A 26,898-nucleotide genomic window follows, 5' to 3' on the forward strand; every position below is an offset into this window, starting at 1 on the left:
GATATCTGACAAAAAATGCCGCCCCCTGAGGCGGCTTTTTTGCGTCCTGAATTCCACCGCAGGAAATACATAGGAAACAGACGGAAAGATAATCCGGCGCAGTTTTGTCGAAGGTCACAGATGTGTGAAGGTGGGTGCTCTCGTATTGTCTCTTTCGTAATTTGCCGCAAACGGCATTCCTTCGGATGCTGAACAGTGGGACCGGATTGTGGTGTGTCTCGTGTCCTCTGCTGGAGAATATATCCTGTAGATGGACGGTCCTGCGCCGTTTAGTGGGGATGTCCATAAAAACTCACACGAGACTACATCTCATCTGTCGTGACTGAAGATTTCATGACAATGACGAATGAGAAGATTGCGGGCTACACGTCTGCGGTAAGCAGCGGTAGAGCGCATGTCGTCAATGGGTGCGATTTCTGACATTGCCAGTTCTGCTGCGGATCGGATGTGTTCTGCATCCTGCGTTCCTGCTGCGAGGAGGCGGTGCGCTTCGGGGCACGTCATCGGCACGGGGCCAACTGCCCCGAAAGCAAAGCTGACTCCGGCAGGATCTTCGGGGACCATGACTGTTGCCAGGGAAAGTTTTGAAATCGCTTGCGCCCTGCGTGGTCCGACCTTTGTAAATCTCTGCGGCTGTGCCAGGCATTTTTCAGGAATAACGAAACCTGAAATCAGTTCACCTGGTGCGCGCTGCGTGCGCCCCGCACCTGTCACGAATTCATGGACAGGCATCTCCCGGCTACCGTCGCGATGGATTAGCTTGATTCGTGCCTGCAGGGCCACCAGTGCTGGAAGGCCGTCACCCGCCGGGGACGCTGTTGCGATATTGCCACCAATGGTTGCGGCATTCCTGACCTGCGGGCTGCCAACGCCGTGTGCGACATCCCGGATAATCGGGACATGGCGCGCAATGACAGGATGATGCAGCAGGTCCTGCCAGCGCATCAGGGCGCCGATGACAAGATTGCCGCCTTCCCGAAAGACCTGATGCAGTTCGGGTGCATCCAGTCGATCAAGCGGAAAGAGACGAAGCTGATCAAGGTCATGCCCGGCACGTACCACAAGGTCAGTTCCACCAGCAATCGGGACCAGATCCGGCTCTTGGGCCAGACGGGCCAGCCCTTCTGTCATGGACAGATCTGCCCGGCGTGAAGGGCAGTCTTTTTTTCGTGGCTGACAGCCTGTCTTTTCCAGCGCGGCGCGGATTTTTACGTATCCTGTGCAGCGGCACAGATTGCCTTCAAGTGCATCGTCAGGCGTATCATCCGGGTGTCGGCCAGCCCATGCCATGACAATTCCGGGCGTGCAGAAGCCACACTGAACCGCTCCGGCGCGTGCAAGGCCAGCGCAGATTTCAGACCCGTCCGGGGCCTGCGCGAGTTCTTCAATGGTTGTGACCGTGGCACCTTCCAGTGTTTCGACTGCCTGCAGGCAGGAGCATACTGGCCTGCCATCAACCAGTACCGTGCAGGCTCCACATTCTCCCTCGCCACAGCCAGATTTGGCACCGTTCAGGTGGAAGTCGTCGCGCAGGACCTGCAGCAATGTCCGGCCACCATGCGGAACCTGAACGGGGGCGCCATTGATCTGGAATGTAATCATGACAGCGCTTCCTCCATGACCGGCAGGATAGCTTCCGGCCTGATCGGAAATTGTGTGAACCGATGGCCCAGCAGGCGGGCCAAGGCATTGGCGACAGCCGCAGCAGCAGGTGTCAGCCCGACTTCCGCGATGCCTCGCGCGCCAAGGGGGTTTGATGCATCGGGATGGTTGAGCAGATGGACGCGCACATCTGTCGGCACATCGCGGATGGTGGGCAGGATATAGGATGAAAACCGGTTGTTCAGGACGTGCCCGTCGCGCTGCACCAGATCTTCGCTCAGCGCAAAGCCCAATCCCTGCGCCAGCCCGCCTTCGATCTGGCCTGTCACGCCATCGGGGTTGATGACTGTTCCGGCATCAAGCCATGTTTCGACCTGTTCCACCGTCACATTGGCCGTCACGGTATCCAGCGCGAGGCGTACCACCTGTATTCCGTAGGAATAACCCACGTGAGGTGCACCAAGCACAAGCTTTTCCGGAAAGGCTGGTGCGAAATGCGCGGTTTCCTGCAGCGCGCCATTTTCACCGGCGGCAATGCGTATGGCGAGTTGTTCTGCGGCCCGCGCCACGGCATTGCCTGTTACAACCACGGAGCGGGATGCATTGGTGGACCATGAATTCGTGTTGTCCGTTGTGCCAATATCCAGATGGATGTCCTGCGCCGTGCAGCCCAGACGTGACGCGGCGATCTGCTGGAATGCGGACAGATTGCCCTCACCCAGATCAGCGCTTGAACAGTCCAGCCAGAACTGCCCGTTTTCATCCCGGCGCAGGGTAGCACTCGATCCTGGTTCAGCACCGGCCCCCAACCCGAAACCCTGCCAGACGAATGCAAACCCCGTCGCACGGCATTTACCATCGGCTGCAATCTGCGGAAGTGTCCTGTCAGGGGACGAGAGTAATGGCCCCTTACGTGCTGCCGCGACCAGACGGGAGAGGGTCACATCATTGCGCACGATATGGCCCGCCCCGGCGCGATCCCCGCCGGATAAAAGGTTGCGCACCCGGAAATCGATAGGATCAATGCCGCATTTCGCCGCCAGTTCATCCATGGCCTGCTCAATGCCCAGAATGACCTGAGGATTGCCAAAACCACGGAATGCCGATGCATTCCCGGTATTGGTATGCACGACACGGCCCCGGATACGGCTGGCCTGAAAGCGGTAGGGACCGGATGCATGTTCCGCGGCAAGGACCAGAACAGGTGGCCCCAGCGTCATGTAGGCACCCGTATCAGCCAGCAGATTTGCCCGGAAACCCGTCAGCCGCCCCTGCGTATCGCACCCCACCTCAACATCGACTTCAAACCGGTGGCGTTTGACGGAATAGGCGATACTTTCCTCGCGCCCATAGACATACCGCGCGGGACGACCCGTTGCCTGCACGGCCAGTGCCAGATGCGCCTGAACGTTCAGGTCTTCCTTGCCACCAAAAGCCCCGCCCATGGGGGGATGGGACACATGGATTTCCTCAAGGGGCACACCCAGAATGGCGGCAATCTGTTTCTGGTCTGCAAATGGGTTCTGGCCGCCACAGATAATGGCGATCCGCTGCCTGTCGTCGCGATAGGCAATGCCCGCCTCTGGCTCCAGAAACGCATGTTCCTGCCGGCCGGTGCTGTAGGTCAGGCGTACGACATGATCCGAGGCTGCCATGACTGCCTCGACATCGCCAAAGCCAAGATCGACCTCATGGCAGAGATTGCCATCAGGCCCGATCCGGGGTGCATCCGGCTCCAGCGCCAGCCTTGCATCCATGATGGCGGGCAGGTCTTCATATTCAACCCGGATCAGTTGGCAGGCCGCCTGTGCTTCCCGTTCGCTTTCAGCAATGACAAGGGCCACGGCATCACCACAGAAGCGTACCCTGTCATGGCACAGGACAGGTTGATCCGGGGCGATCAGGCCGAAACTGTTAAGGCCCGGAACATCGGCATGGGTCAGCACGCGCAGGACCCCCGGCGCCTGTCGGGCGGTAAGCGTATTGATTGCAAGGATACGGGCATGGGCACGCCCGGCCCGCAGGACAGCGAGATGAACCATCTGGTCCCGATACAGGTCGGATGGATATCGGAACGTGCCGCTGGCTTTATCCAGGGCGTCCCATTTCTGGATGGATTGTCCAATCACGGCTGTGCTCCGGCGTGTTCGGGTCATGGCGTTCGCTGATGTGGCATATGAACGCCAATACGCTACGGAACGTATCGTAGTCAATAATCGATACGGAGCGTTGCGAAAAATATCAGGTCATGGCAGTTTCCTGATACAGACCGCCGGAGAGCCATTTTGAGCACCGCCAGCCCAGCCCGCGTTTCCAGCACCGCGCCCGCAGGTAGTGGACGCAGGCGAAGTCAGGAAGCCACGGACCTTGCACGTGCGGCGGCGTTGACGCTTGCATATGATCTGGGGCCAGAGCGGGTCACGATGGAGGCGATAGCAAGCCATTCGGGCGTAGCAAAAACGACGCTCTACCGACGGTGGAACAGTGCGGCTGCCGTTATCATGGATGCATTCCTGTCCGAACTGACACCGCGCATTGCCTATCGTGCGGGGGAGAATGTCAGGCAGACGCTCATTCTGGCGCTGCAAGACCTCAGCCACGCCCTGGATGATTCACGGCGGCGGCTTCTGCGGCATATGATCGCCGCGGCGCAGTCCAGTCCGTCACTTGAGCAGGCATTCTGGGAACGATGGATTGAACCGCGCAGAAAGGCCGGGATCGCCGCACTCGAGCAGTTTGGGGCGCATGCGGAGACTGGCGGGCGTATTCTCGACCTGCTGTATGGGGCGTTTTACTACCGTATGCTGATTCCATACGCGCCCATAACGGATACATGGATTGAACAGATCGTGGATCAGGTCCTGTAAGTAGTGCCGTATTCTTACGTGTAGATACAGGTATTGGGCGGCATCGAGCCACGCTGATCTCCCCTGAATGTGGACCTCTCATGACTGGACAGGGAATGAACCGCGTACGCGTGGCTTGTCGTTCTGTCAGTGTATGATAGCGTTCGTCTGAACCAGATATTTCAGGGGCAATGGAATAATGGAAAGCCGTCAGATTCTATCCCTGAAAGAAAAGATGGCTTACGGTTGTGGTGATGCTGCCTCCAACATGATGTGGGGCATGACGTCATCCTACCTGATGTATTATTACACGGATATTTATGGCCTGCCTCTGGTTGCCGTATCGTGGATACTGCTGGTGGCCCGTGTTGTTGATGCCTTCTGTGATCCGGCTATCGGCTATGTCGTTGACCGTGTGGGAGGTCTGGTCGTGCCGCGCCTGATCCGCGTTCTTGCCATTCCCTTCGGCCTGACGGGGTTCCTGTGTTTTCTGGCCCTGCCGCTTTCGCCTGCCGGGAAAGTCCTGTGGGCGGGGCTGACCTATATTGTGTTCGGTGCGATCTATTCGTGCATCAATACGCCCTATGGTGCGCTGGCGGTCATGATGAGCAGATCCGTCACAGGGCGTGTGGGCCTGAATGCGTTCCGTATGATGGGCTGCCAGGCCGGATCGCTGCTTGTCGCGTTACTGACCATTCCCGCCATTACCTGGCTGGGTGGGGGCGAGAGTGCGGCGCAGCACCGGTATGGCATGGCAGTGTATGTGCTGGGCCTGTCGGTTCTGGGCAGTGTTTTATGGCTTTGCGTGGCGCGTGGCTGCACCGTGCGGCATCCGCCAGCCCCCGTCCGGCAGAATCTGGTGGTTACACTGCGGCATCTGGGTGTAAACCGTCAGTGGGTGCTCAGTAACCTTCTTGCGTTCTTCTATTTTGTAGGGCAGGCGGCCCTTTTCGGGTTTGCCCTGTACTATGCCCGTATCATTCTTGGTGGTACGGAGCAGCTTGGCGCCAATATCATTACCTTTATCACTGTCCTGCTGTTTGCGGGCGTACCCGCGTGTCTTCCGCTTGCCCGTCATCTAGGGAGCGTGCGCAGCGGGATCGTATGCCTGATTGCGCAGGGAGCGGCTTATCTGGCCATGGCTGTGGCAGGCGCCTCCGTGACCGGTTTTTTCCTGTCGGTCAGCCTTCTGGCGCTGGCGCAGGGTGTTATGTCGCCGCTGTATTACACCCTGCTGGCACAGGCCGTGGATGATGGTGATCCGCGCACATCAACCGGATCGGCAGGTCTTGCATATTCGATCAATACATGGGTCACGAAACTGGCGATGGGCCTGACCGGCTTCGTTCTGGCGCAGTTCCTGTCACAGGGCCACTATGTTGAAAATGGAGTTACGCAGCCACCGGAACTGTCATCGTGGATTACAGCCGGATTTGTCTGGTTGCCGCTGGGGGCGGTCTGCATGCAGACGCTGTGCCTGCTGGCATGGCGCGACAGGGACTGAGTATTCAAAGGATAAGAAGTCAGCTACGCAACAGCCGTGCCGGATTGCCTGCGACCTTTGTGCCAGGGGCAACATCGTGCGTAACGACACTGCCAGCCCCGATAATGGCATCATCCCCGACAGTGATCCCGGGCAGGATAATGGCGCCACCGCCAATCCAGACATTTTTACCAATGGTGATGGGACGGCCTGATTCCAGCATTTTCCTGCGTAATTCCGGGTCGCGCGGGTGATCGGCCGCAAGGATCTGCACGCCGGGGCCAATCTGCGTGCCGTCACCGATCCTGACCGGCACCACGTCCAGCACGATGCAGCCGAAGTTCAGGAACACGTTGTTCCCCAGAAAGATATTATAGCCGTAATCACAATGGAAAGGCGCGCGTATGGTAGCGTGCTGTCCAACTGCGCCCAGCCGTTCATGCAGGGAAGCATCCCGGCGGTTATACCGGGCCAGCCATTCGGCACATTGCGCCATGTCGTGCTGTAATTCGGGGTCGCTTGCGACATACAGGTCGCCCGCCAGCATTTTCTGTTTTTCGGTCCGTTGGGGCATCATGTCAGGTCATGCAGCGCCTTGCCCAGTGGTGGGCCAAGTTGCCAGTCTGAAAACCGGACTTTCAGCCCCTGCCGTTCAGGCGTGCAGCACATCGGCCCCACCAGATAGGATTGTGCCTGCGGGAAGGGGGCCAGACGCACAAGCGGCCAGATCTTGCCATCATTCGAGACCTGAAGCCTTAATACGCCATCGGCCACGGTCGCCCGCATCCAGAAATCCTTCGGATCGTCCGTATAGGGAGCGGTGGCCCAGTCCGAACGGCCATCCGTCAGAACGCTGCTGAGCATGGCGCGCCCATCTGACAGTTCAATCCCGGCCTTGACCCAGTGCCCTTCGTCAATACGGACCATGATACCGGCCTGATCGTACAGCTTTTCATAGGCGGCACGGATACGGAGTTGTGCCGTGAAACGGGCAGGGGCAGGCATGCCGTAAAAATGGCCGCTATCGCGTGTGAACCCATAAAAGGTCTCACGCCAGAAATCCGATCCCTTATCGGTTATCATGTCCAGAGTATCGGCGGTGATGGCGCTTTTGCGCGGTCGGTTCAGCCACACACCGCCACGCCACGCGCTGGCTGTCCGGGCGTGTGCCCGCGCGCCCAGAACCATGCCGCCCGCTACGGCTCCCGCCGCGATAACGGTGCGCCGTGTCATACTGGGATGCCTGTTCTTCTCGCCTCTGTCGCTCACTGCTAGACTTCCTGTGTCCGTTAGGATTTTTTATTTATGTACGTTTGTACACATAGCGCAAGGCCAAACCGCCCCCACATGTCCAGCAACCGGAATACGACCCGCCGCTTTGATCCTGACCGCAAGCAGCGCATTATTGATGCAGTGCTTGATGTCATTTTGGAGCATGGCGTGCAGGGCACGACACACCGGCGTGTGGCCGCAGCGGCAGGTGTGCCCCTTGGCTCCATGAGTTATCATTTCCGGGGTATGGACGAACTGCTGCATATTGCCTTTACGCAGGTTGCCCGGACCAGTTCGTCTGAATTCGTTGCGCGACTGGCCCAGGCCCGGAATCGGGAAGAGGCGATACAGGCAATCGTTGACATCATTGCCGGCAATATATGGTCAACACCGCGCACGTTATTGCTGAGCTATGAACTTTATGCATTTGCCGCCCGCAGGCCTGAACTGACCGCCATCATGCGCGAATGGATGCAGGCCAGCAGGGATGCGCTGGGGCGCTTCTTTGATCCCCTGACATGCCGTGCGCTGGATGCTCTGGTGGAGGGGATGGGTATCCATGGGTCTGTGGACCCTTCACTACTGGACCGTAAGGAGGTGGAAGATATCATTCGTCGGGTTTGTGGATAGAAAATTTCAACAAATATTTATATTAAATATGTATTTTTCAATAAATAATCTGGATTGTATTTATTTACATGTTCGCTGTGGCTGGATGAGAGGGCTGGCAATTACCTCCCATCATGGATGATGTGCTGACAGGAGGGAAGTTTTTTAACTTCTTCCAGAAGGCCGCGTTTCTATCATTCTCCATTGTGCCGGAGGCGCAAAGCTCGGAACAACACTGCCAGTCGCGATGGTTATGAGCATTTTTGCCTGTCCACATGACGGCGACATCGTGTCCTGATCGGTCAGGTTATGGATGGGTTCGCTATCGGCACCATGGACAGGAGACCCCGGCTTGAACGGAGAACCTTGCCGGGTCTCGAGCCAGGCAGCCTCCATCTGAAGTGACATACAAAGACATGCGTACCGACTGAATTGAAGCATTCCTCATGAAGCGCCGCACCGTTCGGTCATGGTAGCGCGATGGGGGATGTAGCTGCGATTTCCCCTAAACTGGAATTGGATAAAAGATATCCATTCCATGAGTATTTCTTTATCCATCAATGTATAGGTGGAATATAATTTATGAAATAATTGCTGCCATGTATGGGGCAGGTGAGGGGATGAAAAATGCCTTTCCCCTCATCACGCTGGTCAGATGGTAGATTCGTGGCATCGAGTGTCTTAATTCTATTTAGACCAAACGGGCATAAAACTAAATATTTTTTCGAATATGACCGCAATAACATGCTGATATTAAACAACTTACACCGTGGCGCTTATGGCACCAGATGTATGTATCACGTGTACGTTACATCGCGTCGGGTTGCGGGTTCGGATTCGTCTATATATCAACGGATACAGACGATGCCTCGATAACCTGTCGGGGTATGGCAGGAAGACGATCCAGTTTGAAAAAGGGGATCATGTCCACGCGAAATGATTGTCATGCAATCTGGATAGTCACCAAGGCCGGACCCATGCCTGTTGTTTTGGGTTTACTGAAAGATCAGGAATGTTGCAGGTGTTAAATAAGTAACAATACAAATTTCCTGCATATATTTTTGATTAAAAACAATTCCCGGAGAATTATTTCCATGTCAGTAGATAGTATATCAGCCGCCCCCCCGTTCAAGGCCCGCTATGGCAACTACATCGGTGGCAAGTGGGTCGCCCCTGTCGAAGGTCATTACCTGACCAATACGTCCCCCGTTGATGGCCGCGTGCTGTGCGAAGTGCCTGCCTCCACCGCAGCCGATGTGGAGCTGGCCCTTGATGCCGCGCACAAGGCCAAGGCCGCATGGGGTGAGATGGCGCCGGCTGATCGTGCGCTGATCCTGCTCAAGGCCGCGGATATCATGGAAAAGAACCTCGACCTGCTGGCGCGGGCCGAGACATGGGACAACGGCAAGCCCATCCGTGAGACGCTGACCGCCGATATCCCGCTGGCCATTGACCATTTCCGTTACTTCGCAGGCTGCATCCGCGCACAGGAAGGCACGCTGAGCGAAATCGACGCCACCACCATCGCCTACCATTTCCATGAGCCGCTGGGCGTCGTGGCGCAGATCATTCCGTGGAACTTCCCGCTGCTCATGGGTTCGTGGAAGCTGGCGCCCGCACTGGTTGCCGGTAACTGCGTGGTCATGAAGCCTGCCGAAAGCACGCCCGCATCCATGCTGGTGCTGATGGAACTGATCGGTGACCTGTTCCCGCCCGGAACGCTGAACATCGTCAACGGCCTTGGCAGGGATGTGGGTGCCGCCCTGTCCAACAGCGACCGTATCGCCAAGATCGCGTTCACCGGCTCCACGCCCACCGGCAAGATGATTGCCCATGCGGCGGCTGAACACCTGATCCCGGCCACGCTGGAACTGGGTGGCAAGTCCCCCAACATCTTCTTTGCCGACATCATGGACCATGATGACGATTACCTGGACAAGGCGATCGAAGGCTTCACCATGTTCGCCCTCAACCAGGGCCAGATCTGCTCGTGCCCCAGCCGTGCGCTGGTTCATGAATCGATCTATGAAAAGTTCATGGAACGTGCGCTGCCCCGCATCAAGGCCATCCGTCAGGGCAACCCGCTTGACCCCAACACCATGATGGGTGCGCAGAACTCGGCCGGGCATCAGGAAAAGATCCTGTCCTACATCGACATCGGCAAGGGCGAAGGCGCCGAACTGCTGACCGGTGGCGGCCGTCCGGACCTTGGTGGTGACCTGAACAAGGGGTGCTATGTGCAGCCGACCGTGTTCAAGGGCAACAACAAGATGCGCATCTTCCAGGAGGAAATCTTTGGCCCGGTTCTGGCCGTGACGACCTTCAAGACGGAAGAAGAAGCGCTGGCCATCGCCAACGACACTCCCTTCGGCCTCGGCTCGGGTGTGTGGAGCCGTGACGCCAACACCTGCTACCGTATGGGCCGCGGGCTGGAAGCCGGTCGCGTGTGGATCAACTGCTACCACGTCTATCCCGCGCATGCGGCGTTTGGCGGATACAAGAAGTCCGGCATTGGCCGTGAGACCCACAAGATGGTGCTGGAACACTACCAGCAGACCAAGAACATGCTGGTCAGCTACAGCGACAAGAAGCGCGGCTTCTTCTGATCCGCTGATGGGGTGAAAGCCCCAGGCCCATAAGGCATGGCATGGCGGTCGGGCTGGTTTACCGGGTCGGCCGCCATGGCGTATTGCCGGGGCCGTTCGTGTATGGCCCGACACTAGAACAGTTTTCGGTATTTCAGGATATGCGACAGGGTTTTCCCTACGGGACCGGAACACTGTGCGACAGAAGTAAAAAAGAGGCATAGGATGGCACAAAAGTTTCGGGTTGTAATTGTTGGGGGCGGTATTGCCGGTCTGGCGCTGGCAACCCGGCTGGGTGATTCAATCGGCAAATCGGGCCGTGCGGAAATCACGCTGGTTGACAAGAGTTTCGCCCATGTATGGAAACCGATGCTCCACTGCTTTGCAGCGGGCACGGCCGCCAATGAGAACGACCGCATCAGCTTCCTGTCGCAGGCCAGTCGCCATCATTTTGAATTCTGGCCCGGCGAGATTTCGGGCATGGACCGCAAGGCCAAGACCATTACGCTTGCCCAGGTTATCGCGCCCACGGGTGAGGTGGTGCTGGATGAGCGCAAGCTGGAATATGACGCACTGGTGCTGTCCATTGGCAGTTGCGCCAATGATTTTGGCACTCCCGGTGTGGCCAAGCACTGCCTGTTCATTGACAACCTTGTGGATGCCAGCGGCTTTAATGACCGTTTCCGCACTGAACTGCTCAAGGCCTTTGGCAATAACGAGCAGCTTGATATCGCCATTGTGGGCGGTGGCGCCACCGGCACGCAGCTTGCGGCTGAACTGCACAAGGCGCTCGATCTTGCCTCGCTCTACAGCTTTGGCAAGAAGCCGCCCAAACTGAACATTACCCTGCTTGAAGCCGGTCCCCGTATCCTGCCTGCCTTCCCCGAGGCGGTATCCGCCGCCGCGCAGAAGGAACTTGAGGCGATCGGCGTGAGTGTGAAGACATCCGCCATGGTCAGTGGTGCCGATGAAAAGGGCTTCATGCTCAAGGACGGCACGCGTATTCCCGCAACGCTGCGTGTCTGGGCGGCGGGCGTGAAAGCACCTGAAGTCACGCGCAAATTCGGTGAACTGAAACTGTCGCGTTCCGGCCAGCTTGAAGTCCGCCCGACACTGCAGCTTGTCGAGGATGACAGCATCTTCGCCATGGGCGACTGCGCCTTCATCGCGGACAAGCCGGTAGCCCCCACCGCACAGGCGGCCCGCCAGCAGGCCCATCATCTGGCCCGCCACTTGCCCGCATGGATCAATGGCCGTGCGGTTCCGCCTTTCAAATTCTCCAACAAGGGCGCGGTTGTGGCCCTGGGTGATTACAATGGCTGGGGTACCTTTCCCGGTGGCAAGGTATTCGGTGGTGGCTGGCTGCGTGGCATCAGCGCACGCATGGTCCATCTGATGCTGTATCGCCAGCACCAGTTCGAGATCTATGGACCGTTCCGGGGCATGATATCCTGCCTTGTGGACTGGCTGGATGTTTTTGTCCGCCCATCCGTGCGTCTGGACTGACGGGTACAGACATAGAGTTTTCTTTAGCGCTGCCTGCTGTCAGGCAGCGTTTTTTTATGCCCGTTACTTCAGGATAATGCCGGAGCCTGCATGATCCCTCTGCCAGCCGTCCATATGCCCGTTCAGGGGAAGATCGGGTGAGGGGGCAATTTCGTGGTAGCGGCACCATTCGTGCCACGGGTCATGACCCGGATTTCTTCCGCGCAGATGGGTGGACATGAACGCCAGCCATCAGCCGCGTTGCGTCACAATTGCCATAACGCAGGTTGCGATAAAGTGGGATGTCACGGCTGGCCTGCGGGTTGGGGGCCGGTTTACATCGGCTTTCAGTTCAGGATACATTTTTTTCCGGTTCGCATAGGCGGGCTATCTGAAGCTACAGCGCAACATCAGCAAGCTTGTACATGTCCGGGCCAGGTCCATTTTTGCAGGATTTTTCTTATCCGTACCTGCCCTGTCGCCATGCAGGTTTTTCGGCACGGTTTGCGCTGCTGGCCGTCCTTCCCCATTCTTTTTCTGAGTAAGATAATGACGCGATACTTCCCTCATGCTCCTGTCCTGCATGGCGATACCGGGCGGGGTGTGCCTGTAGCGCGGCGTGCATTGCCCGTGCTGGCGGCAGCAGCGATTTTTCTGGTCGGGGGAGCATGCCATGCGGCTGAACCGCTTTCCAACGTGCAGGATGAACCGGGTTATTTTACCGCCACCATCCCCGCGCCGGATGCAACAAAATACCTGCCGCCCCCGCCGCAGGCAGGCACGGTGCGGCAGGAAACCGATGATAAGGCCTTTACATCCACACGCGCGCAGGTGGGTAGCCAGCGCTGGGCACTGGCTACGTCCGATGCGGACCTGCATGAAAATGCGCTGCTCCATTCATTTTCCTGCGCCGCCGGGTTTGTGATTGATACCGCGCATGCGCCGCGCCTGACCGCCCTGATTCACAAGATGGACGTATCCGAAATCCCTGACATGCGCGCCAGCAAGGATTACTGGCACCGTGCGCGCCCGTTTGTAGGGAACAAGGAACGGATCTGCACCGAGAATGATCGCGCGCATCTGGCCACGTCTGGCTCCTATCCATCCGGGCATACCATGCTGGGCTGGAGTACGGCGCTTGTTCTGGCGGAACTGCTGCCTGACCGTGCAACGGAAATCCTGCAACGGGGCCGCGTATTCGGGGAAAGTCGCATTGTATGCGGCGTGCATTGGGAGAGCGACGTGCAGGCCGGCTACATGCTTGGTACGGCCGAGGTTACAACCATGCATGCAAGCCCGGCTTTTCAGGCAGATATGGCGGGTGCGCGTGCGGAGCTTGATGCCCTGCGGCGTAAGGCGCCCCATCCCAAGGCTGCGACCTGCGCCAATGAGAACAGTGCGGCCACACATTCTCCCCTCTAGAATCGCATGGGAAGAGGGAGACGAGACTTCTCGATTCGTGAACGTGCCCGGCATGCCGGGCACGTCATTTTTCCAAAAAACCGTCTAAAAATAAGATTTAACAAAAACATAACAAAAGTTTTTGGGTGCCGCCTTTTTCCAAAAGGGCGGCATTACAGATGCACTCCCAAACATGTTGGCCCGATCTTCTACAGGCTCGCGAGACTGTATTTTTGCAGCCAGATGTCGATGTGCGTCTGAGCATCCCTTGGGGATGTGCGCAGGCTTATGAAATCCGGATTGCGGCAGAGCGGATGGAATACAAACCGGTGGCGGTGATGTTCCGGTCCGATGATCCGGGCACCACGATAACGCCAATCCGCACGCTATTTATGCTCCAGTAAACCTGTCCAGCGGTGTGGACGTGTTCCCCTGATTGTAGGGGGCGATTTTGGTGCGTGCAGCGCTGTTATCTCCTGATCTCAATGCAATGACCCATCCTGTTCTGGCCATAACCCGTTCATGGCGGATTTCCGGACATTCTGGCGTGCCTGTTTCCTGCATTTTTTTGTAATAGTTTAACGCAGTATCATATTGTTAATTTTTTAATAAACTTAAGTGAATTAAAAATGAAACAGAATTTATTCTGTATAAATTCAATAAAGGATTTGATAGACGACCTGCATTAAGAATTAATGTGGAATAGCCCGTCGCAATGAAGAAGTTTTTACTGTTAAGTGCTGTCTGGGTTTTTGCGTACGAGAGCCCGGCATTTGCTAAAGAAAAATCTGACAACCATCAGGAAGGGAAAAAACAGGCCGATCCGGCTGTAGCCAAAGCAAAAAAGCAGGACGACAAGACAAAAGAGAACGGCGAAAAAATTGCCGTTCTTTCCCGCCGGAAAGTGGCGGGCGGTGGCATGATGGTGCGGCATACGGCTGCTGAAACGGTCAGTTCGCTTTCGCATGACTACATCGCCATGCAGTCGCCCACATCAACCATCGAATCCCTTATCCAGACACTTCCTGGCGTTGTCTCCGCCAGTGAAGGGCCGCTGACCACATCCTTCTCAACCATCCATATCCGCGGCATGGCGCAGGCGGAAATTGGTGTCACGCTGGAAGGGATGCCCGCCGCCAACCCCTTTACGTACAGTACCTACACCCCGTCGCTCGTCGATAGCGAGAACATGGGGCAGGTCAATGTCATGCAGGGGGCGGTGGACATCAATTCACCGGTCTATAACGCCACTGGTGCTGAAGTCTCGGCTTCGATCCGGCGTCCTTCCAGCCACCAGAACATACATATCTCCTCCTCGGGCGGGTCTTACGGGACCAACAAGGATTTCATCCGTTATGATACGGGCGAAATCGGTCATTCCGGCGTGCGTGGTTTTGTCTCCGGTTCCTATTCCCGCAGTGACATGTGGCGTGGCGAGGGCGATATACGGCGCTGGCATGTGGATGCCGCACTGACGAAAAGCTGGTCGCCTGGCAATGAATCTGAGGCGATATTCGGCTTCACGCAGGCCGCACAGGGTGAATGGCTCTACCCATCACTGGCGAACTGGAAGACGTATGGCGTCAATTACGGCCTGAATAACCAGTATTACGCCGGGGATACGCACTATGTCGGCCTGAACGGCAAGAATACCGGGGCAATCTATGGCGCGCTGAAAAACCACTTCAGTTTCGGACATGGGCTGAGCCTTGATGCGGAAGCCTATTCCGTTGAGTTCCACGGCCCCTATTATTACGGGGAAAGCGTGCCCGTCTCGAACGGTTATGTCGGGTCAGAGAAATATTCACACCTAGATGATTACAAGAATCTGCCGGGGTACAGCCCGAGCAACAGTAAACTGACATCTGTTGAAGTGTCGAACTGGTACACGATATCTTCCGGCCTGACACTGGTCGGGCACTGGAAGCACAAGTTCAATACACTGAACTTCAGCTATTGGTATTCTTATGCACAGGAAGCGGCTGACCAGCGCTTCTATCCCGTTAACAGCAGCGGGAAATGGAGTTCCCACAGTGCGCCGCTGACGGCAAACGGGGGAATTCCCATTGATGAAGATAACGAAAACGGCCTGCAGCAGCTCAGCAGCTTTGCCGTGGATGACAAGATGTCGTTCTTCCATGATCGCCTGACCATTGATGGCGGCATCAGGATGGCGATGGTGAACCGCCAGTACACCCAGGACCTGACGGCCGTGACAGCCAACAAGTCCATTCACAATGTATTCGTGCCCTCACCGCAGGTCCTGATCAGCTACCGCTTCAACCCGCGCCACCAGATCTATGTTAATGGCACAACGGGTTATCATCTTCCCGGCTCATTGAGTTCACAGCTTGCGACCTACAGTTATTCGACCGGCAAGGCTACGTCTCTGCCCATGTCGGACTACAAGCCGGAATACATGATTACCGAGGAAGTCGGCTATCGCTACAGCGGGCTGATGATGGCCAACCTTGCCGGGTTCCATTACAACGTCACGAACCATCAGGTCTCTGCCGAAAGTTATGAGCCGGGGTCAACGTCAACCATTTCCCAGTTGATCAACGCAGGCGGGATGGAAGCCTATGGCATCCAAGCCGAACTTGCCACGCATCCATGGCACCATCTGAGCTTCTATGCATCCGGCCAGTACATGCACACCAAGAATGGCAACAATATTGCCTATGAAGGTGACTATCTGGCGACCAAGGGAAAGCAGGAAGTCGGTGCGCCGAAATTCAGCGGGTCACTTGGCCTGACATATAATGACGGCGTCTGGTTCGGTAACTTCAACCTGCAGTACACCGACTCCCAGTATTCCACCCTCATGAACGACCAGAGCATTCCCAGCTATATAACGGCCAATCTGGGCGTGGGCAGGAACCTGCCGAAAGTGGGCAGGGTCGCGCCCAAGATCAAGCTGAACCTCATCAACCTTGGTAACGAACATTACCTGTCCTCGATGTATGGATATACGACCAACGCGACGACACAGCATGGCGTGGTGAGCGGAAAGAGCTTTTCGGGTTCGCAGCCGACTTACGTGATTGGTTCCCCGTTCGTCATCATGGCGACCCTTTCCGCTGATTTCTGAAAACGGATAGAACGGGGAGGGGAGCATCATGACAGTCAGGCCCATGGACATGGCTGAGCGAAGGGCGGGGTTAGGCAAAATGCCTGCAATCCCGTGCACTCCCGCACGGCATCCGGCCCTTCCCCGTCAGGCCCAGAGCATTTTTGTATAAATATTGTTTTTCCGGGTTTAAATTCATATTCCCTTGCGCGAGCGAACAATGACGACACGTAGAGATTTCCTGAAATATGCCCTTCTGTCCGGTGCGGTCGGTTCGGCTTCAAGGCTGCCAGCTTCCATTAGCCGCGCATTCGCCATCGCGCCGGAGGTCGGTTCCACATGGCAGGATGCCGAGCATGTCGTGATCCTGATGCAGGAAAACCGTTCATTCGACCATGTCTTTGGCACACTTCAGGGGGTACGCGGGTTTAACGACCCGCGTGTCATGCGCCTGCCGGATGGAAGCCCGGCTTTTGTCCAGCGCAGTCAGGCGGGGGAGACCTATCTGCCGTGGCGGCTCAATATCCGTGACACGCGCATTACGTGGATGGGTTCGATCCCCCATTCACGCGACAGCCAGGTCGATGCATGGAACAATGGTAGGCATGACAGGTGGATCGACGCCAAGAAGTCGCACCATAAGGAATATGCCAGCTACCCGATGACCATGGGTCATTACACGCGTGAGGACCTGCCATTCTATTACGCGTTGGCCGATGCGTTTACCGTCTGTGACCAGAATTACTGTGGTGCGATGACCAGCACCACGCCCAACCGCCTGCTGTTCTGGACGGGGACCGTGCGCGACAGGCAGGACCCGGCATCCAACGTCTATATGCGCAATGGCGAGATACTGGAGGGGGGGATGAAATGGACCACCTTCCCCGAGCGTCTGGAGCAGGCTGGCGTTTCATGGAAGTTCTACCAGAACGAACTTTCCCAGACCGGGGGCATGAGCCACAAGGAGCGCGGGTGGCTTTCCAATTTCGGCTGCAATGTTCTGGAGTATTTCGATCAGTATTCGGCCGCGGCCAATCCGGGGTTCAGCGTCTGGCTTGATGAGCGTATCAGCGACTGCCAGAAGCATATTGCCGGGCTGAACAATCAGGAAATGCTTGTCTCCGAGACACATGCCGAACAGCTTGCCGAGGCGCGTGCCCTGCTGGATGTGCTGACGCGCCGCCGCAAGCTGGCGAGTGGCGCTTCGGTGGAAAAACTGACGCCTGAGGAGCGCAGGCTGTTCGAGAAGGCCTTCGTCATCAACAGTGGCGACAAAAATTATCGCACGCTGGAAAAGCTGAAGTTCCATGATGGCAAAAAGACCATTCACATGGATGCGCCCAAGGGGGACGTGCTTTATCAGTTCCGTCAGGATGTGAAGAGCGGCAAGCTCCCGGCAGTGTCATGGCTGGCCGCGCCCGAGCATTTCTCGGACCATCCGACTTCGCCATGGTATGGCGCATGGTATGTTTCCGAAATCATGGACATCCTGACCGAGAACCCGGAGGTCTGGAAAAAAACGATTTTCATCATGACCTATGATGAAAATGACGGGTATTTCGACCATTGCTGTTCCTATACCGCGCCGGACCCCAAACGGGCGGATACGGGCGTGTCATCGCACGGGATCGGACAGACAGGGCTGGAATATACGACCGCGCAGGATGAAATAGACCGTGGCGTGCCCAAACGGCTGGCGCGCAGTGGGCCGATTGGCCTGGGCTTCCGGGTGCCGATGATCATCGCCTCCCCGTGGAGCAGGGGCGGGTATGTCAATTCCCAGCTATTCGAGCATACATCCACGCTGCGTTTTCTTGAGGCCTATGTTGAGGCGAAATTTGGCAAGAAAATCAGGGAAAGCAATATTTCGCCGTGGCGTCGGGCCATTAGTGGTGACCTGACTTCGTGCTTCCGCCCGTATGATGGCAGCATCCCGACCCTGCCGTTCCTGGAACGCGACGCCTATCTGCACACTGTGGAAGATGCCCGTGACCGGCCAATGCCGGGCGGCTTCCGGTCACTGGATACGGCCGAGATTACCGCCCTGCGTGATGATCCGGCAAAGCTGCGTGAGACGGTGCAGCAGGAAGCCGGCACCCGCCCTGCCTGCGCCCTGCCTTATGAGCCATATTGCAACGGCGGCGTATCGGCGGATGGCAGGCGGAGTGTCATTCTCCTGCGCTCCGGGACGGGTATGTTTGGTGCCCGCTCCGCTGGCGTGCCGTTCAATATTTATCGCCATGGCGTGAAATCCGACAGCGGCATGCAGGCGGGCACCTATGCCGTGGCGGCGGGTGATACGCTCAATGTTTCCTTCCCCTTATCCGGTTTCGTGAACAGTGTTTACGATCTGGATGTGCATGCGCCCAACGGATTTTACAGGCGCTACAAGGGGCTGAAGGGTGGCCTGCGCCTGCAGGTGGAATGTATCTACCTGCGCGGACCGGGAAAGGATCTGTGTCTGCGGATCAGCAACCACGGGCCGAAGGGTGTTGACGTGACATGCACACTGGCGGGACCGGGCACAACGCACGCCCTGCAAATTGCTGCTGGCCAGACGGTGGAAGTGCCATTTGATCTGGCGCAGAGCATGCTCTGGTACGATATTTCCCTGACCAGTCCGAACGAGCATGAATTTCTTTACCAGCTTGCCGGGCGCGTCGAGACCGGGCAGGCCGGGCGCACGGACCCTGCCATGGGCGCAGTTGCCCACGGGAAACAGTAATTCTGGCCTAAGGAAGTTTTTGGTGAAGCTTTTTTCCAAAAGCTTCGGATAGTCAGAATTATAAGAACGGTATCAGTGGGCGCACCTCTGATACCGTTTGTTTTTTTCGCATTTTACAGTCGGGCCGCTGTGATCTGATGGGTGCCTAGAGCGTGACACCCGTTTCAAAATCAATGATCAGGGGATTTTTATACCGGTTGTTGCCCCCCGTGCTCCATATGTACTGGGCACCCGGCCTGATGAGAAGCCACGGTGTGGGGCGCCAGCCATAGTTCAGTTCAATCGCGGGCTCGCCAGATGGTTTGTACACACCCTGCACGCCCGTGCCCTGTAGCTCATGCACCCAGTTTGTAAGCTTCGGATTGACCCAGAGCATTTTCATGCCAAAACTGACAGTGTCATTGGGGCGGTTCCAGAATGTTCCCTTGCGTGTCAGGCCTGCATCCACAAAATAGGGGGCAACCGATGTGCGCGGGTCGCCCCATGTAAAGGACGCAAAAAAGGATGTTCCCCTCTGGGCGTCCTTTCTGTCACGCTCAAGCATCCGGTCGAACTGGAACCAGCCGCCATACCGCCCACGGACATTTGCAACAGGCGCAACGGCCAGATATCGGGACGCAATCCCGAAGTTTCCCAGTTGCGCGTACACGTTCTTGGTCTCTGTCGTATCCCAGTAACCACCAATTTTGACGTTGGTCTGGAGCGGGCCAGAATAATCATCCTTCCCGCCGCGATGCCAGACCAGCTGGAACGGAAGGAACGTGCCCGTTGCCCCGTGCAGGTTCATCTTCCACCCGTTATGAGTATTCGCGATAGTCGGGTCCACGGAATAGACACCAAACTGGATCGAGTAATGGTTGTTCCCGGCCGGGTAGAATTTCACCCATCCGCCGGGATGGGCCGTGGGGTAATAACTATAGCCTGAATTGAATGCGATGGATTGCGGCATGCCGCAGATTGCGTTGCTCTGGAACTGGCAGTAATTGTTCATACCCCAGTAAATGGACCATGTTTCAAAATCCGTTTCGGCGTTGATTTCACCCACATCTGTTGTCACGTAATGATTCCACGGCATTTCCCACGCCAGAAGCGTCAGGCGCACGGTGGGAGAGCCATAGATTTCCTGCGGGCTGTCCAGTGCGGGCAGTTTTTCTCCCAGTCCCTTGCCCGCGCGGGATGTGACCGTGAAATGGAACAGCCCGAGGTGGTAGCCTGTCAGTTTCTGGAGGTTGAAGTCCACGTTGATACCGAATTCATGGGCGTAACGGACATTGCGGGACCTGCCGCCCATGGGGTTTCCGGCGCTATCCTGAAAATAATGTCCGGTAATGGTGATGCCCCTGTTTATGAGCCATGGCCTTCGCCCCGCCCAGTTGCCGGTCATGGTGTCCTGTGTCAGCCAGTCATGAAAACTGGCGGGGAAAAGGCTGTGTTCCGTCGTGTCGGACAAAAGGACCGGAGCCTGCGTCGGGCTGGGGGCGGTAACCGTTGGCAAGGGGGCAGGCTGGATGGTTTTGGTCGGGTTGGGCGCATAATATTTGCGGCGGACATCTGACAGGTCGAGCGGCTTTGCCTTGTTGACGGAAACATTGTCCGGCGCCAGTTGTGCATGTGCAGTGCCTATATGTGAAAAGAGCAGCGTCATGCCAAGGCACAGGAAACCTGCAGCACTCTGTCGCCGGACAGGCAGGTCGCGTATATTTGCGCTGTGTTTTATAAAGTCAGGTTTATACGGATTTACTTTGATCTCTGTTCTGCCATCATCGGGCAGTCTGGTATTTATTGGCTGATATGCCCTGTTTCCGGTCGGGCCTTTGATGGAACGGTATTTCCATTCCTCTGCCTGATATATCTGGCGTGCCTGGTATACCATTTTTATCTCCACGATTATTTTTGTTTTGTGGGATAGGGAGTTCAGGTTGCTTTGGGGTGCCAGACTGCACGCGCAGGGGGAGTGCAATGCACGATATGGCCATCATGCATTGCTTTTCATTTACATAAAATTTCTCTGGAACTGTATTTTATTGCGTTTTTTCTGGTTTTAAACAGGAAATAACTTATGGAATTAGTGTGTTGTTATGGAAAGTACATTTCCCCGCTATCATGCGTTCCCGCGTATGAAGTCACTGGCCCGTTCAGCTATCATCACTGTTGGTGCGTTTGTATTGGAACCAATGATGGACGGCATGACCGAACTGTCACAGATACGGATACCGTCCAGCCCATGAATACGTAATTCCGGGTCAACAACGGACATTGCATCCCGCCCCATCTTGCAGGTGCACGTCGGATGATACGATGTCCGGCCATGCTCACGTGCATAATTCTGAAACGCTTCCGGTGTTACTGTGTTTGCATCAAAATATCCTATTTTCCGAATATATTTACGCAGAGAGTGCTGGTTGAATATTTCAAGGCTGATTTTGATACCTTCACACGAAATACGCAGGTCATCCGGGTCCGCCAGAAAATTCGGGTCCACGACTGGCGCATCCGCGGGGTTGGCAGATTGCAGTTTTACCGTGCCGCGTGACTTCGGGCGCAGGGTGTAGCTGTTTAACGTAATGCCCGATACCCCTTTGGGCACGGAACATACCCCGGCCTCAGCCCCGGCCCCTGCAAGGAAATGGAACTGCAGGTCAGGGCAGGGGGCATTGCGGTCCGCGTACCAGAATGCCCCGGCCTCGACCACATTGGATGTCACGGGGCCGGAATTGAACATGGCATATTGCAGACCGGCCCAGAACATCCAGTGCATCTGGTTGTATTTGTTGAAACTTTCATGGTTTTTCAGTTCAGCGACAATGTCGATGCCGAAGTGATCCTGCAAGTTCTCCCCAACCCCCGGCAGGTCCTGCACCACGCGGATGTCATGCTGCCGCAGGTGGGCGGCGGGGCCTACGCCCGAGAGCATCAGCAGCTTGGGCGTGCCAATCGCACCGGATGTCACCACTACTTCCTGATCCGCCTGCACGACATGCTGCGTGCCGCGCGCGATATACTCAACGCCCGTCGCCCGGTTGCCCGTGAACAGGATGCGCAGCACGCAGGCATTGGTAATGACATGCAGGTTGCGGCGTTTCAGGGCTGGACGCAGGTAACCACTCACTGTGGAGCAGCGGCGGTTATTGCGGATGGTCATCTGGTAAATGCCCGCCCCCTCCTGCGTGGGGCCGTTGAAATCCGGGTTGTAGGGCATGCCCATTTCCTGGCAGCTCTGCACAAAGGCGCGCGTGACCGGGTTGGGCGTTGGCAGGTTCGACACACCAAGCGGGCCATCCGTGCCATGCCACGCCCCGGCCAGAAAGGTATTGCCCTCGGAGCGCAGCAGGTATTTCTGGATGTCCCTGAACCCCCAGCCTTCCGCCCCTTCTTCCACCCAGCGGTCATAATCGGAGGGGTGGCCACGGGTATAGACCTCGGCGTTGATTGATGAACCGCCGCCCAGAACCCTGGCCTGCACATACGGGATCTGCCGGTTGTTGGCATATTTCTGCGGCGCGGTGGTCAGGCCCCATGTCAGCGGGCCGGTCGTCATCTTGGCAAAGCCGATGGGCATGTGAATGAGGGGGTTGGTATCACGCCCGCCCGCTTCAATCAGGCACACCCGCGCGCTGGGGTTTTCCGACAGGTGCGCGGCGAGTACACATCCGGCCGAGCCCCCGCCAACAATGATATAGTCGAAACCCTGGGTCATGATGCAATCCAGTGGGAACGGTCGCCTGTTTCGATATGGACGGATTTGGCCTGCGTGTATTCCTCCACACCCAGAAGGCCGGTTTCCCGCCCCCATCCGGACTGCTTGAAACCGCCGGTTGGCGTTTCCGGCCCACCCGCCATGATGGTGTTGACCCAGAAACGTCCGGCCCGCACACGCCGCGTTACGCATAGCGCCTGGTCTATGTTCTTGGACCATACCGAGGCTGCCAGCCCGTAAACGGTATCATTTGCCAGCGCGATGGCTTCATCCAGCGTATCGAAATGAAAGGATGACAGGACGGGGCCGAATATTTCCTCCCGCGCGATGGACATGGAGGGCGTGACACCAGAAAACAGGGTGGGAGCGATATAACGCCCCTTTCCACATTCCAGCGCATCACCCCCGGTGAGCACCCGCGCGCCTTCGGCCTTTCCCTTGGCAATGTAGCCAAGGATCGTTTCATTCTGGGCCGCGGTGGTGATGGCGCCCACCTGTGTCTGCGGGTCGAACGGGTCGCCCACCCGGATCTTCTTCATTTTCTCGGCAAGGATGCGCTCGAACCTGTCCGCCACCGTGCGCTCCACGATCAGGCGGCTGGAGGAAACACAGCACTGCCCCGTATTGAAGCTTATGCCAAATGCCGCACCATCGGCAGCATCCTCCAGATTGGCGTCCGCGAATACGATGATGGGATTTTTGCCCCCCAGCTCAAGGCCAAGTTTCTTGAGGTTGCTGTCACCCGATGCATGAACGCATGAACGCCCCACGGCGGTTGACCCGGTAAAGGAGAGCATGTCCACATCACGGTGTTCCGCCAGTGCCTGCCCGATACTGCGCCCGGTTCCGGTCACGACGTTATAGACCCCGGCAGGCAGGCCCGCATCGGTAAGGATATCGGCCAGGATCAGGGTTGTGGCGCTTGTCACTTCGGCGGGTTTGACCACCAGCGTGCAGCCTGATGCCAGAATGAAAGGCACGCGCTCGCACAGGATGAGGAAAGGGAAGTTCCACGGCGTAATCAGCCCGACAACCCCGACCGGCTCACGCAGCACCATACCAAACAGGTTGTCGCCCAGGTTATTGAAGCTTTCACCATGAAGAAGGCGTGCGGCACCTGCCGCGGTTTCAAAGCACGCAATACAGTGGTCGATCTCCCCACGGGCCTGGGCGATCGGTTTGCCGTTTTCCAGTACTTCCCATGTGGCGATTTCATCGCGGCGCCTGCGGATGCCCTCGGCCGCGCGCAGCAGTACGCCCGCGCGCGCACCGCCCGGCAGGCCGGCCCAGCGGCGGTCTTCAAATGCCAGCCGGGCGGCGGCCACGGCGTCATCTACATCCTCGGGCGTGCAGCGTGATGTGCGTGTGACCGGCAGATCATGGCTGGGGGAGTTGCGTTCAAACAGTTCCCGGCCCCTGCGCCATGCGCCATTGATAAAGAAACCGAATTCGCGCGGGGTTTTCGGTAACGTAACCCCGTGTGTCATCTCGTGCATTGACGGCCTCTCTGTTATCGTGAACCGCTCATTATGTTCATGGCGGCCATTGCTGTTGCGTGAACCGACCTGCTGCCGAAGCAGATTGAGAAATACCCGGACTCCCTGAACGTAAGGAAAAAGGAGTCGTTTCATGAAAATATTCATGTAACGTGACGGGGTATGTAATTTGTGTTCAGAAAAAATGCAGAACTATACCCGCATTATGGTTTGCAGATGTCTCTGCTTTCTTATGGATTTACATATAATGAGCAGCGCGTGCGCGACGGATGCTGCATGGTCTGGGCCATATCCATTGGTCGATGTCCTGTCTTCTTGTTCTGTGTTCCGCCGGTTCGAGCCGGTGGGACTTATTCGGGACAACATCACCTGATGCATCATCTGGGATGCACCATCTGGTTACGTATGTGATAGAGGGTACAGACCACAGGGTTAATTCATATTTATGTGATCTTTAGGTATATCTAAAAAATATGGATAGCATCGGGAATCCGTCTGGCCACAATGTCGGCCCGGCTGGCGGCGACATGCTGGCGGGAAACCGGCACTCTGTGGAAAATTCTGTAATACGGATCATCGCACGAACACTTGCATGTGATCGTTATTATTTAAAAACACAGGAAAACAAAAAATAGACGCCCGTATTTGTACTTGCCATTCAGGGGTGAAGAATGTATGTAACCAGTTAGTTCATATAAGAGCAGGAATTGCCGGAATGTATCTGAACGAGACACAGGAACAGGTGCGCGACACCGCGCGCGCTTTCGCCGAGGAAGTCATCCGCCCCGCCGCCGAGGCACTGGACCGCGACGAGCGCTTCCCCTCTGAAATATACGATGAGATGGCAAAGGTCGGCCTGTTCGGAATTGGCGTTCCGGAAGAACTGGGCGGCCCCGGATTCGATACGCTGACCTATGCCGTGGTGATGGAGGAACTCTCACGCGGCTATGCCAGCGTGGCGGATCAGTGCGGTCTGGTTGAGCTGATTTCCACGCTGCTGGTCCGCCATGGCACGCCTACGCAGCAGAAGATGCTGCCCGAAGTGATCAGCATGCAGCGCAAGGTGGCGTACTGCATTACCGAGGCGGAGGCCGGGACGGATGTCTCGGGCATCCGCACAACGGCTGAAAAGGATGGGGATGGCTGGGTCCTTAATGGCGGAAAGCTGTGGATTCATAACGCTCCCATAGCTGATACCGGCTTTGTCCTCGCCCGCACGGACAGGGAGGCAGGCAATCGTGGCATGTCGATCTTTGTCGTTGATCTTCATGCCCAGGGTGTGGAGCGCGGGCCGAAGGAGCATAAGATGGGGCAGCGCGCCAGCCAGGTTGGCGGCCTTACCTTTTCCGATGTGCGCCTTGGGTCTGATGCCCTGCTGGGGCAGGCCGGGCGCGGGTTCCATATGATGATGAGCGTGCTGGACAAGGGGCGCGTCGGGATTGCAGCACTTGCGGTCGGCATTGCGCAGGCGGGGCTTGAAGCCGCCGTGGATTACGCGGCCACGCGCAAGCAGTTTGGCAGGCAGATATCCGAATTTCAGGGCGTGCAATGGCTGCTGGCCGATATGGCGAAGGATATCGAGGCCGCGCGCCTGCTGGTCCATTCGGCCGCCGTCAAGATCGACCGTGGGCTTGACGCGACACGTTCATGTTCCATGGCCAAATGCTTTGCGGGTGACATGGCGGTTGCCCGCACGGCTGATGCGGTGCAGGTGTTTGGCGGGTCGGGCTATATTCGCGGCTTTGAGGTCGAACGCCTGTATCGCGATGCCAAGATTACGCAGATCTATGAAGGCACCAACCAGATCCAGCGCATGATCATCGCGCGTGAACTGCTGAAAAAGGGTGCCCGCGCATGAGACAGGTGGCCCTTGTTACCGGGTCGTCACGCGGGATCGGCCTTGCTGCGGCGCAGGCCCTTGCGCAGGCCGGTTTCGCGGTGGCGGTCAATGGCCCGGTGGAAGACGAGGAACTGCATGCGGCAATCGGGCAGATGCAGTCCCTTGGCGCGCCGATCATGGCGGCGGCGTTTGATGTGGGTGATGTCAGCGTGCATGCGGACAGTCTGGCGCGGATAGAAGACCAGCTTGGCCCGTTGACCACGCTGGTCAATAACGCCGGTGTGGGCGTGCTCCAGCGCGGCGACCTGCTTGATGTGACGGAGGCGAGCTGGGACCGTTGCCACGCCATCAACGCCCGCGCGCTGTTTTTCCTGTCACAGGCCTTTGCCCGCCGCCTGCTCGGGCGCAGGCGTGATGCGGAACTGTTTTATTCCATTGTGAATGTTACATCGTCCAACGCCATGGCCGTGGCGGTGCAGCGGGCCGAATACTGTGCATCGAAAGCGGCGGCGGCCATGGTATCAAAGGCCTTTGCGGTCAGGCTCGGCCCGGAAAACATTGCCGTTTACGATGTGCAGCCCGGCCTGATCGCAACCGACATGACCGCATCGGTCATCGGGACGTACCGCCAGCGCGCGGAAGATGGCCTGACGCTGATGCCACGCATCGGCACGCCCGAGGACATGGGCGGCATTATCGCGACCCTTGCAACCGGCAAGCTTCCCTACACGACCGGGCAGGTCATTTCGGCTGATGCCGGAATGCTTGTGCCCCGTTTCTGAGAACT

Annotated in this window: 17 protein-coding genes; 10 read left to right on the plus strand and 7 right to left on the minus strand. The window is 57.1% G+C overall.

Features of this window, described 5'->3' with window-relative positions; all coding sequences use genetic code 11:
• Positions 1-309: 309 nt before the first annotated feature.
• Complete coding sequence (locus DY926_RS01345; RefSeq protein ID WP_116701740.1) at positions 310-1,602, minus strand: FAD binding domain-containing protein; 1,293 nt, start codon at positions 1,600-1,602, stop codon at positions 310-312.
• A complete protein-coding gene (locus DY926_RS01350) occupies positions 1,599-3,731 on the minus strand; it encodes a xanthine dehydrogenase family protein molybdopterin-binding subunit (RefSeq protein WP_158551897.1) in 2,133 nt (710 codons plus the stop codon). Before DY926_RS01350 ends, DY926_RS01345 begins: the two co-directional genes overlap by 4 nt.
• Before the next feature lie 156 nt (positions 3,732-3,887).
• Here DY926_RS01350 and DY926_RS01355 point away from each other — a divergent pair, with 156 nt between their 5' ends.
• Both DY926_RS01355 and DY926_RS01360 read left to right on the plus strand, forming a co-directional pair.
• Positions 3,888-4,469, plus strand: a complete 582-nt coding sequence (locus DY926_RS01355) for a TetR/AcrR family transcriptional regulator (protein ID WP_116701742.1) — start codon at positions 3,888-3,890, stop codon at positions 4,467-4,469.
• 178 nt (positions 4,470-4,647) lie between these two features.
• Entirely contained in the window at positions 4,648-5,952 is a 1,305-nt protein-coding gene (locus DY926_RS01360) for an MFS transporter (protein ID WP_116701743.1), read from the plus strand.
• A gap of 19 nt (positions 5,953-5,971) precedes the next feature.
• Here DY926_RS01360 and DY926_RS01365 read toward each other — a convergent pair whose 3' ends face one another.
• Together DY926_RS01365 and DY926_RS01370 are read right to left on the minus strand one after the other, a co-directional pair.
• Entirely contained in the window at positions 5,972-6,508 is a 537-nt protein-coding gene (locus DY926_RS01365) for a sugar O-acetyltransferase (protein WP_116701744.1), read from the minus strand.
• Entirely contained in the window at positions 6,505-7,164 is a 660-nt protein-coding gene (locus DY926_RS01370; protein ID WP_116701745.1) for a DUF1349 domain-containing protein, read from the minus strand. The genes DY926_RS01365 and DY926_RS01370 overlap by 4 nt, the downstream gene beginning before the upstream one ends.
• A 114-nt stretch (positions 7,165-7,278) precedes the next feature.
• Between DY926_RS01370 and DY926_RS01375 the strand changes: the two genes are divergently transcribed.
• From DY926_RS01375 to DY926_RS01400, 6 genes are all read left to right on the plus strand, one after another.
• Complete coding sequence (locus DY926_RS01375; protein ID WP_116701746.1) at positions 7,279-7,833, plus strand: TetR/AcrR family transcriptional regulator; 555 nt, start codon at positions 7,279-7,281, stop codon at positions 7,831-7,833.
• Between the two features lie 1,073 nt (positions 7,834-8,906).
• Positions 8,907-10,418, plus strand: a complete 1,512-nt coding sequence (locus DY926_RS01380) for an aldehyde dehydrogenase family protein (RefSeq protein ID WP_116701747.1) — start codon at positions 8,907-8,909, stop codon at positions 10,416-10,418.
• A 204-nt stretch (positions 10,419-10,622) separates the two neighbouring features.
• Complete coding sequence (locus tag DY926_RS01385; RefSeq protein WP_116701748.1) at positions 10,623-11,903, plus strand: NAD(P)/FAD-dependent oxidoreductase; 1,281 nt, start codon at positions 10,623-10,625, stop codon at positions 11,901-11,903.
• Positions 11,904-12,431: 528 nt separating this feature from the next.
• A complete protein-coding gene (locus DY926_RS01390) occupies positions 12,432-13,304 on the plus strand; it encodes an acid phosphatase (RefSeq protein ID WP_116701785.1) in 873 nt (290 codons plus the stop codon).
• A gap of 898 nt (positions 13,305-14,202) precedes the next feature.
• Positions 14,203-16,374: a TonB-dependent receptor gene (locus DY926_RS01395; protein WP_241502995.1), complete on the plus strand. Its 2,172-nt coding sequence runs from the start codon at positions 14,203-14,205 to the stop codon at positions 16,372-16,374.
• Positions 16,375-16,573: 199 nt separating this feature from the next.
• On the plus strand, positions 16,574-19,078 hold the full coding sequence (locus tag DY926_RS01400; RefSeq protein WP_116701750.1) for a phosphocholine-specific phospholipase C: 2,505 nt from the start codon (positions 16,574-16,576) through the stop codon (positions 19,076-19,078).
• Between the two features lie 145 nt (positions 19,079-19,223).
• On the opposite strand, the gene DY926_RS01405 is transcribed toward DY926_RS01400, so the two are convergent.
• From DY926_RS01405 to DY926_RS01415, 3 genes are all read right to left on the minus strand, one after another.
• Positions 19,224-20,723: a carbohydrate porin gene (locus DY926_RS01405; RefSeq protein ID WP_116701751.1), complete on the minus strand. Its 1,500-nt coding sequence runs from the start codon at positions 20,721-20,723 to the stop codon at positions 19,224-19,226.
• A 456-nt stretch (positions 20,724-21,179) separates the two neighbouring features.
• Complete coding sequence (locus tag DY926_RS01410) at positions 21,180-22,775, minus strand: GMC family oxidoreductase (protein WP_116701752.1); 1,596 nt, start codon at positions 22,773-22,775, stop codon at positions 21,180-21,182.
• Positions 22,772-24,271 carry an aldehyde dehydrogenase family protein gene (locus DY926_RS01415; RefSeq protein ID WP_116701753.1) on the minus strand — a complete coding sequence of 500 codons (1,500 nt, stop codon included), beginning with the start codon at positions 24,269-24,271 and terminating at the stop codon, positions 22,772-22,774. Before DY926_RS01415 ends, DY926_RS01410 begins: the two co-directional genes overlap by 4 nt.
• A 715-nt stretch (positions 24,272-24,986) precedes the next feature.
• On the opposite strand from DY926_RS01415, the gene DY926_RS01420 reads away from it, so the two are divergent.
• Positions 24,987-26,129: an acyl-CoA dehydrogenase family protein gene (locus DY926_RS01420; RefSeq protein WP_116701754.1), complete on the plus strand. Its 1,143-nt coding sequence runs from the start codon at positions 24,987-24,989 to the stop codon at positions 26,127-26,129.
• Positions 26,126-26,893 carry a 3-ketoacyl-ACP reductase gene (locus DY926_RS01425; protein WP_116701755.1) on the plus strand — a complete coding sequence of 256 codons (768 nt, stop codon included), beginning with the start codon at positions 26,126-26,128 and terminating at the stop codon, positions 26,891-26,893. The genes DY926_RS01420 and DY926_RS01425 overlap by 4 nt, the downstream gene beginning before the upstream one ends.
• Positions 26,894-26,898 lie beyond the last annotated feature (5 nt).

This window comes from Komagataeibacter melaceti (assembly GCF_003403295.1).
Taxonomy (GTDB): Bacteria; Pseudomonadota; Alphaproteobacteria; order Acetobacterales; family Acetobacteraceae; genus Komagataeibacter; species Komagataeibacter melaceti.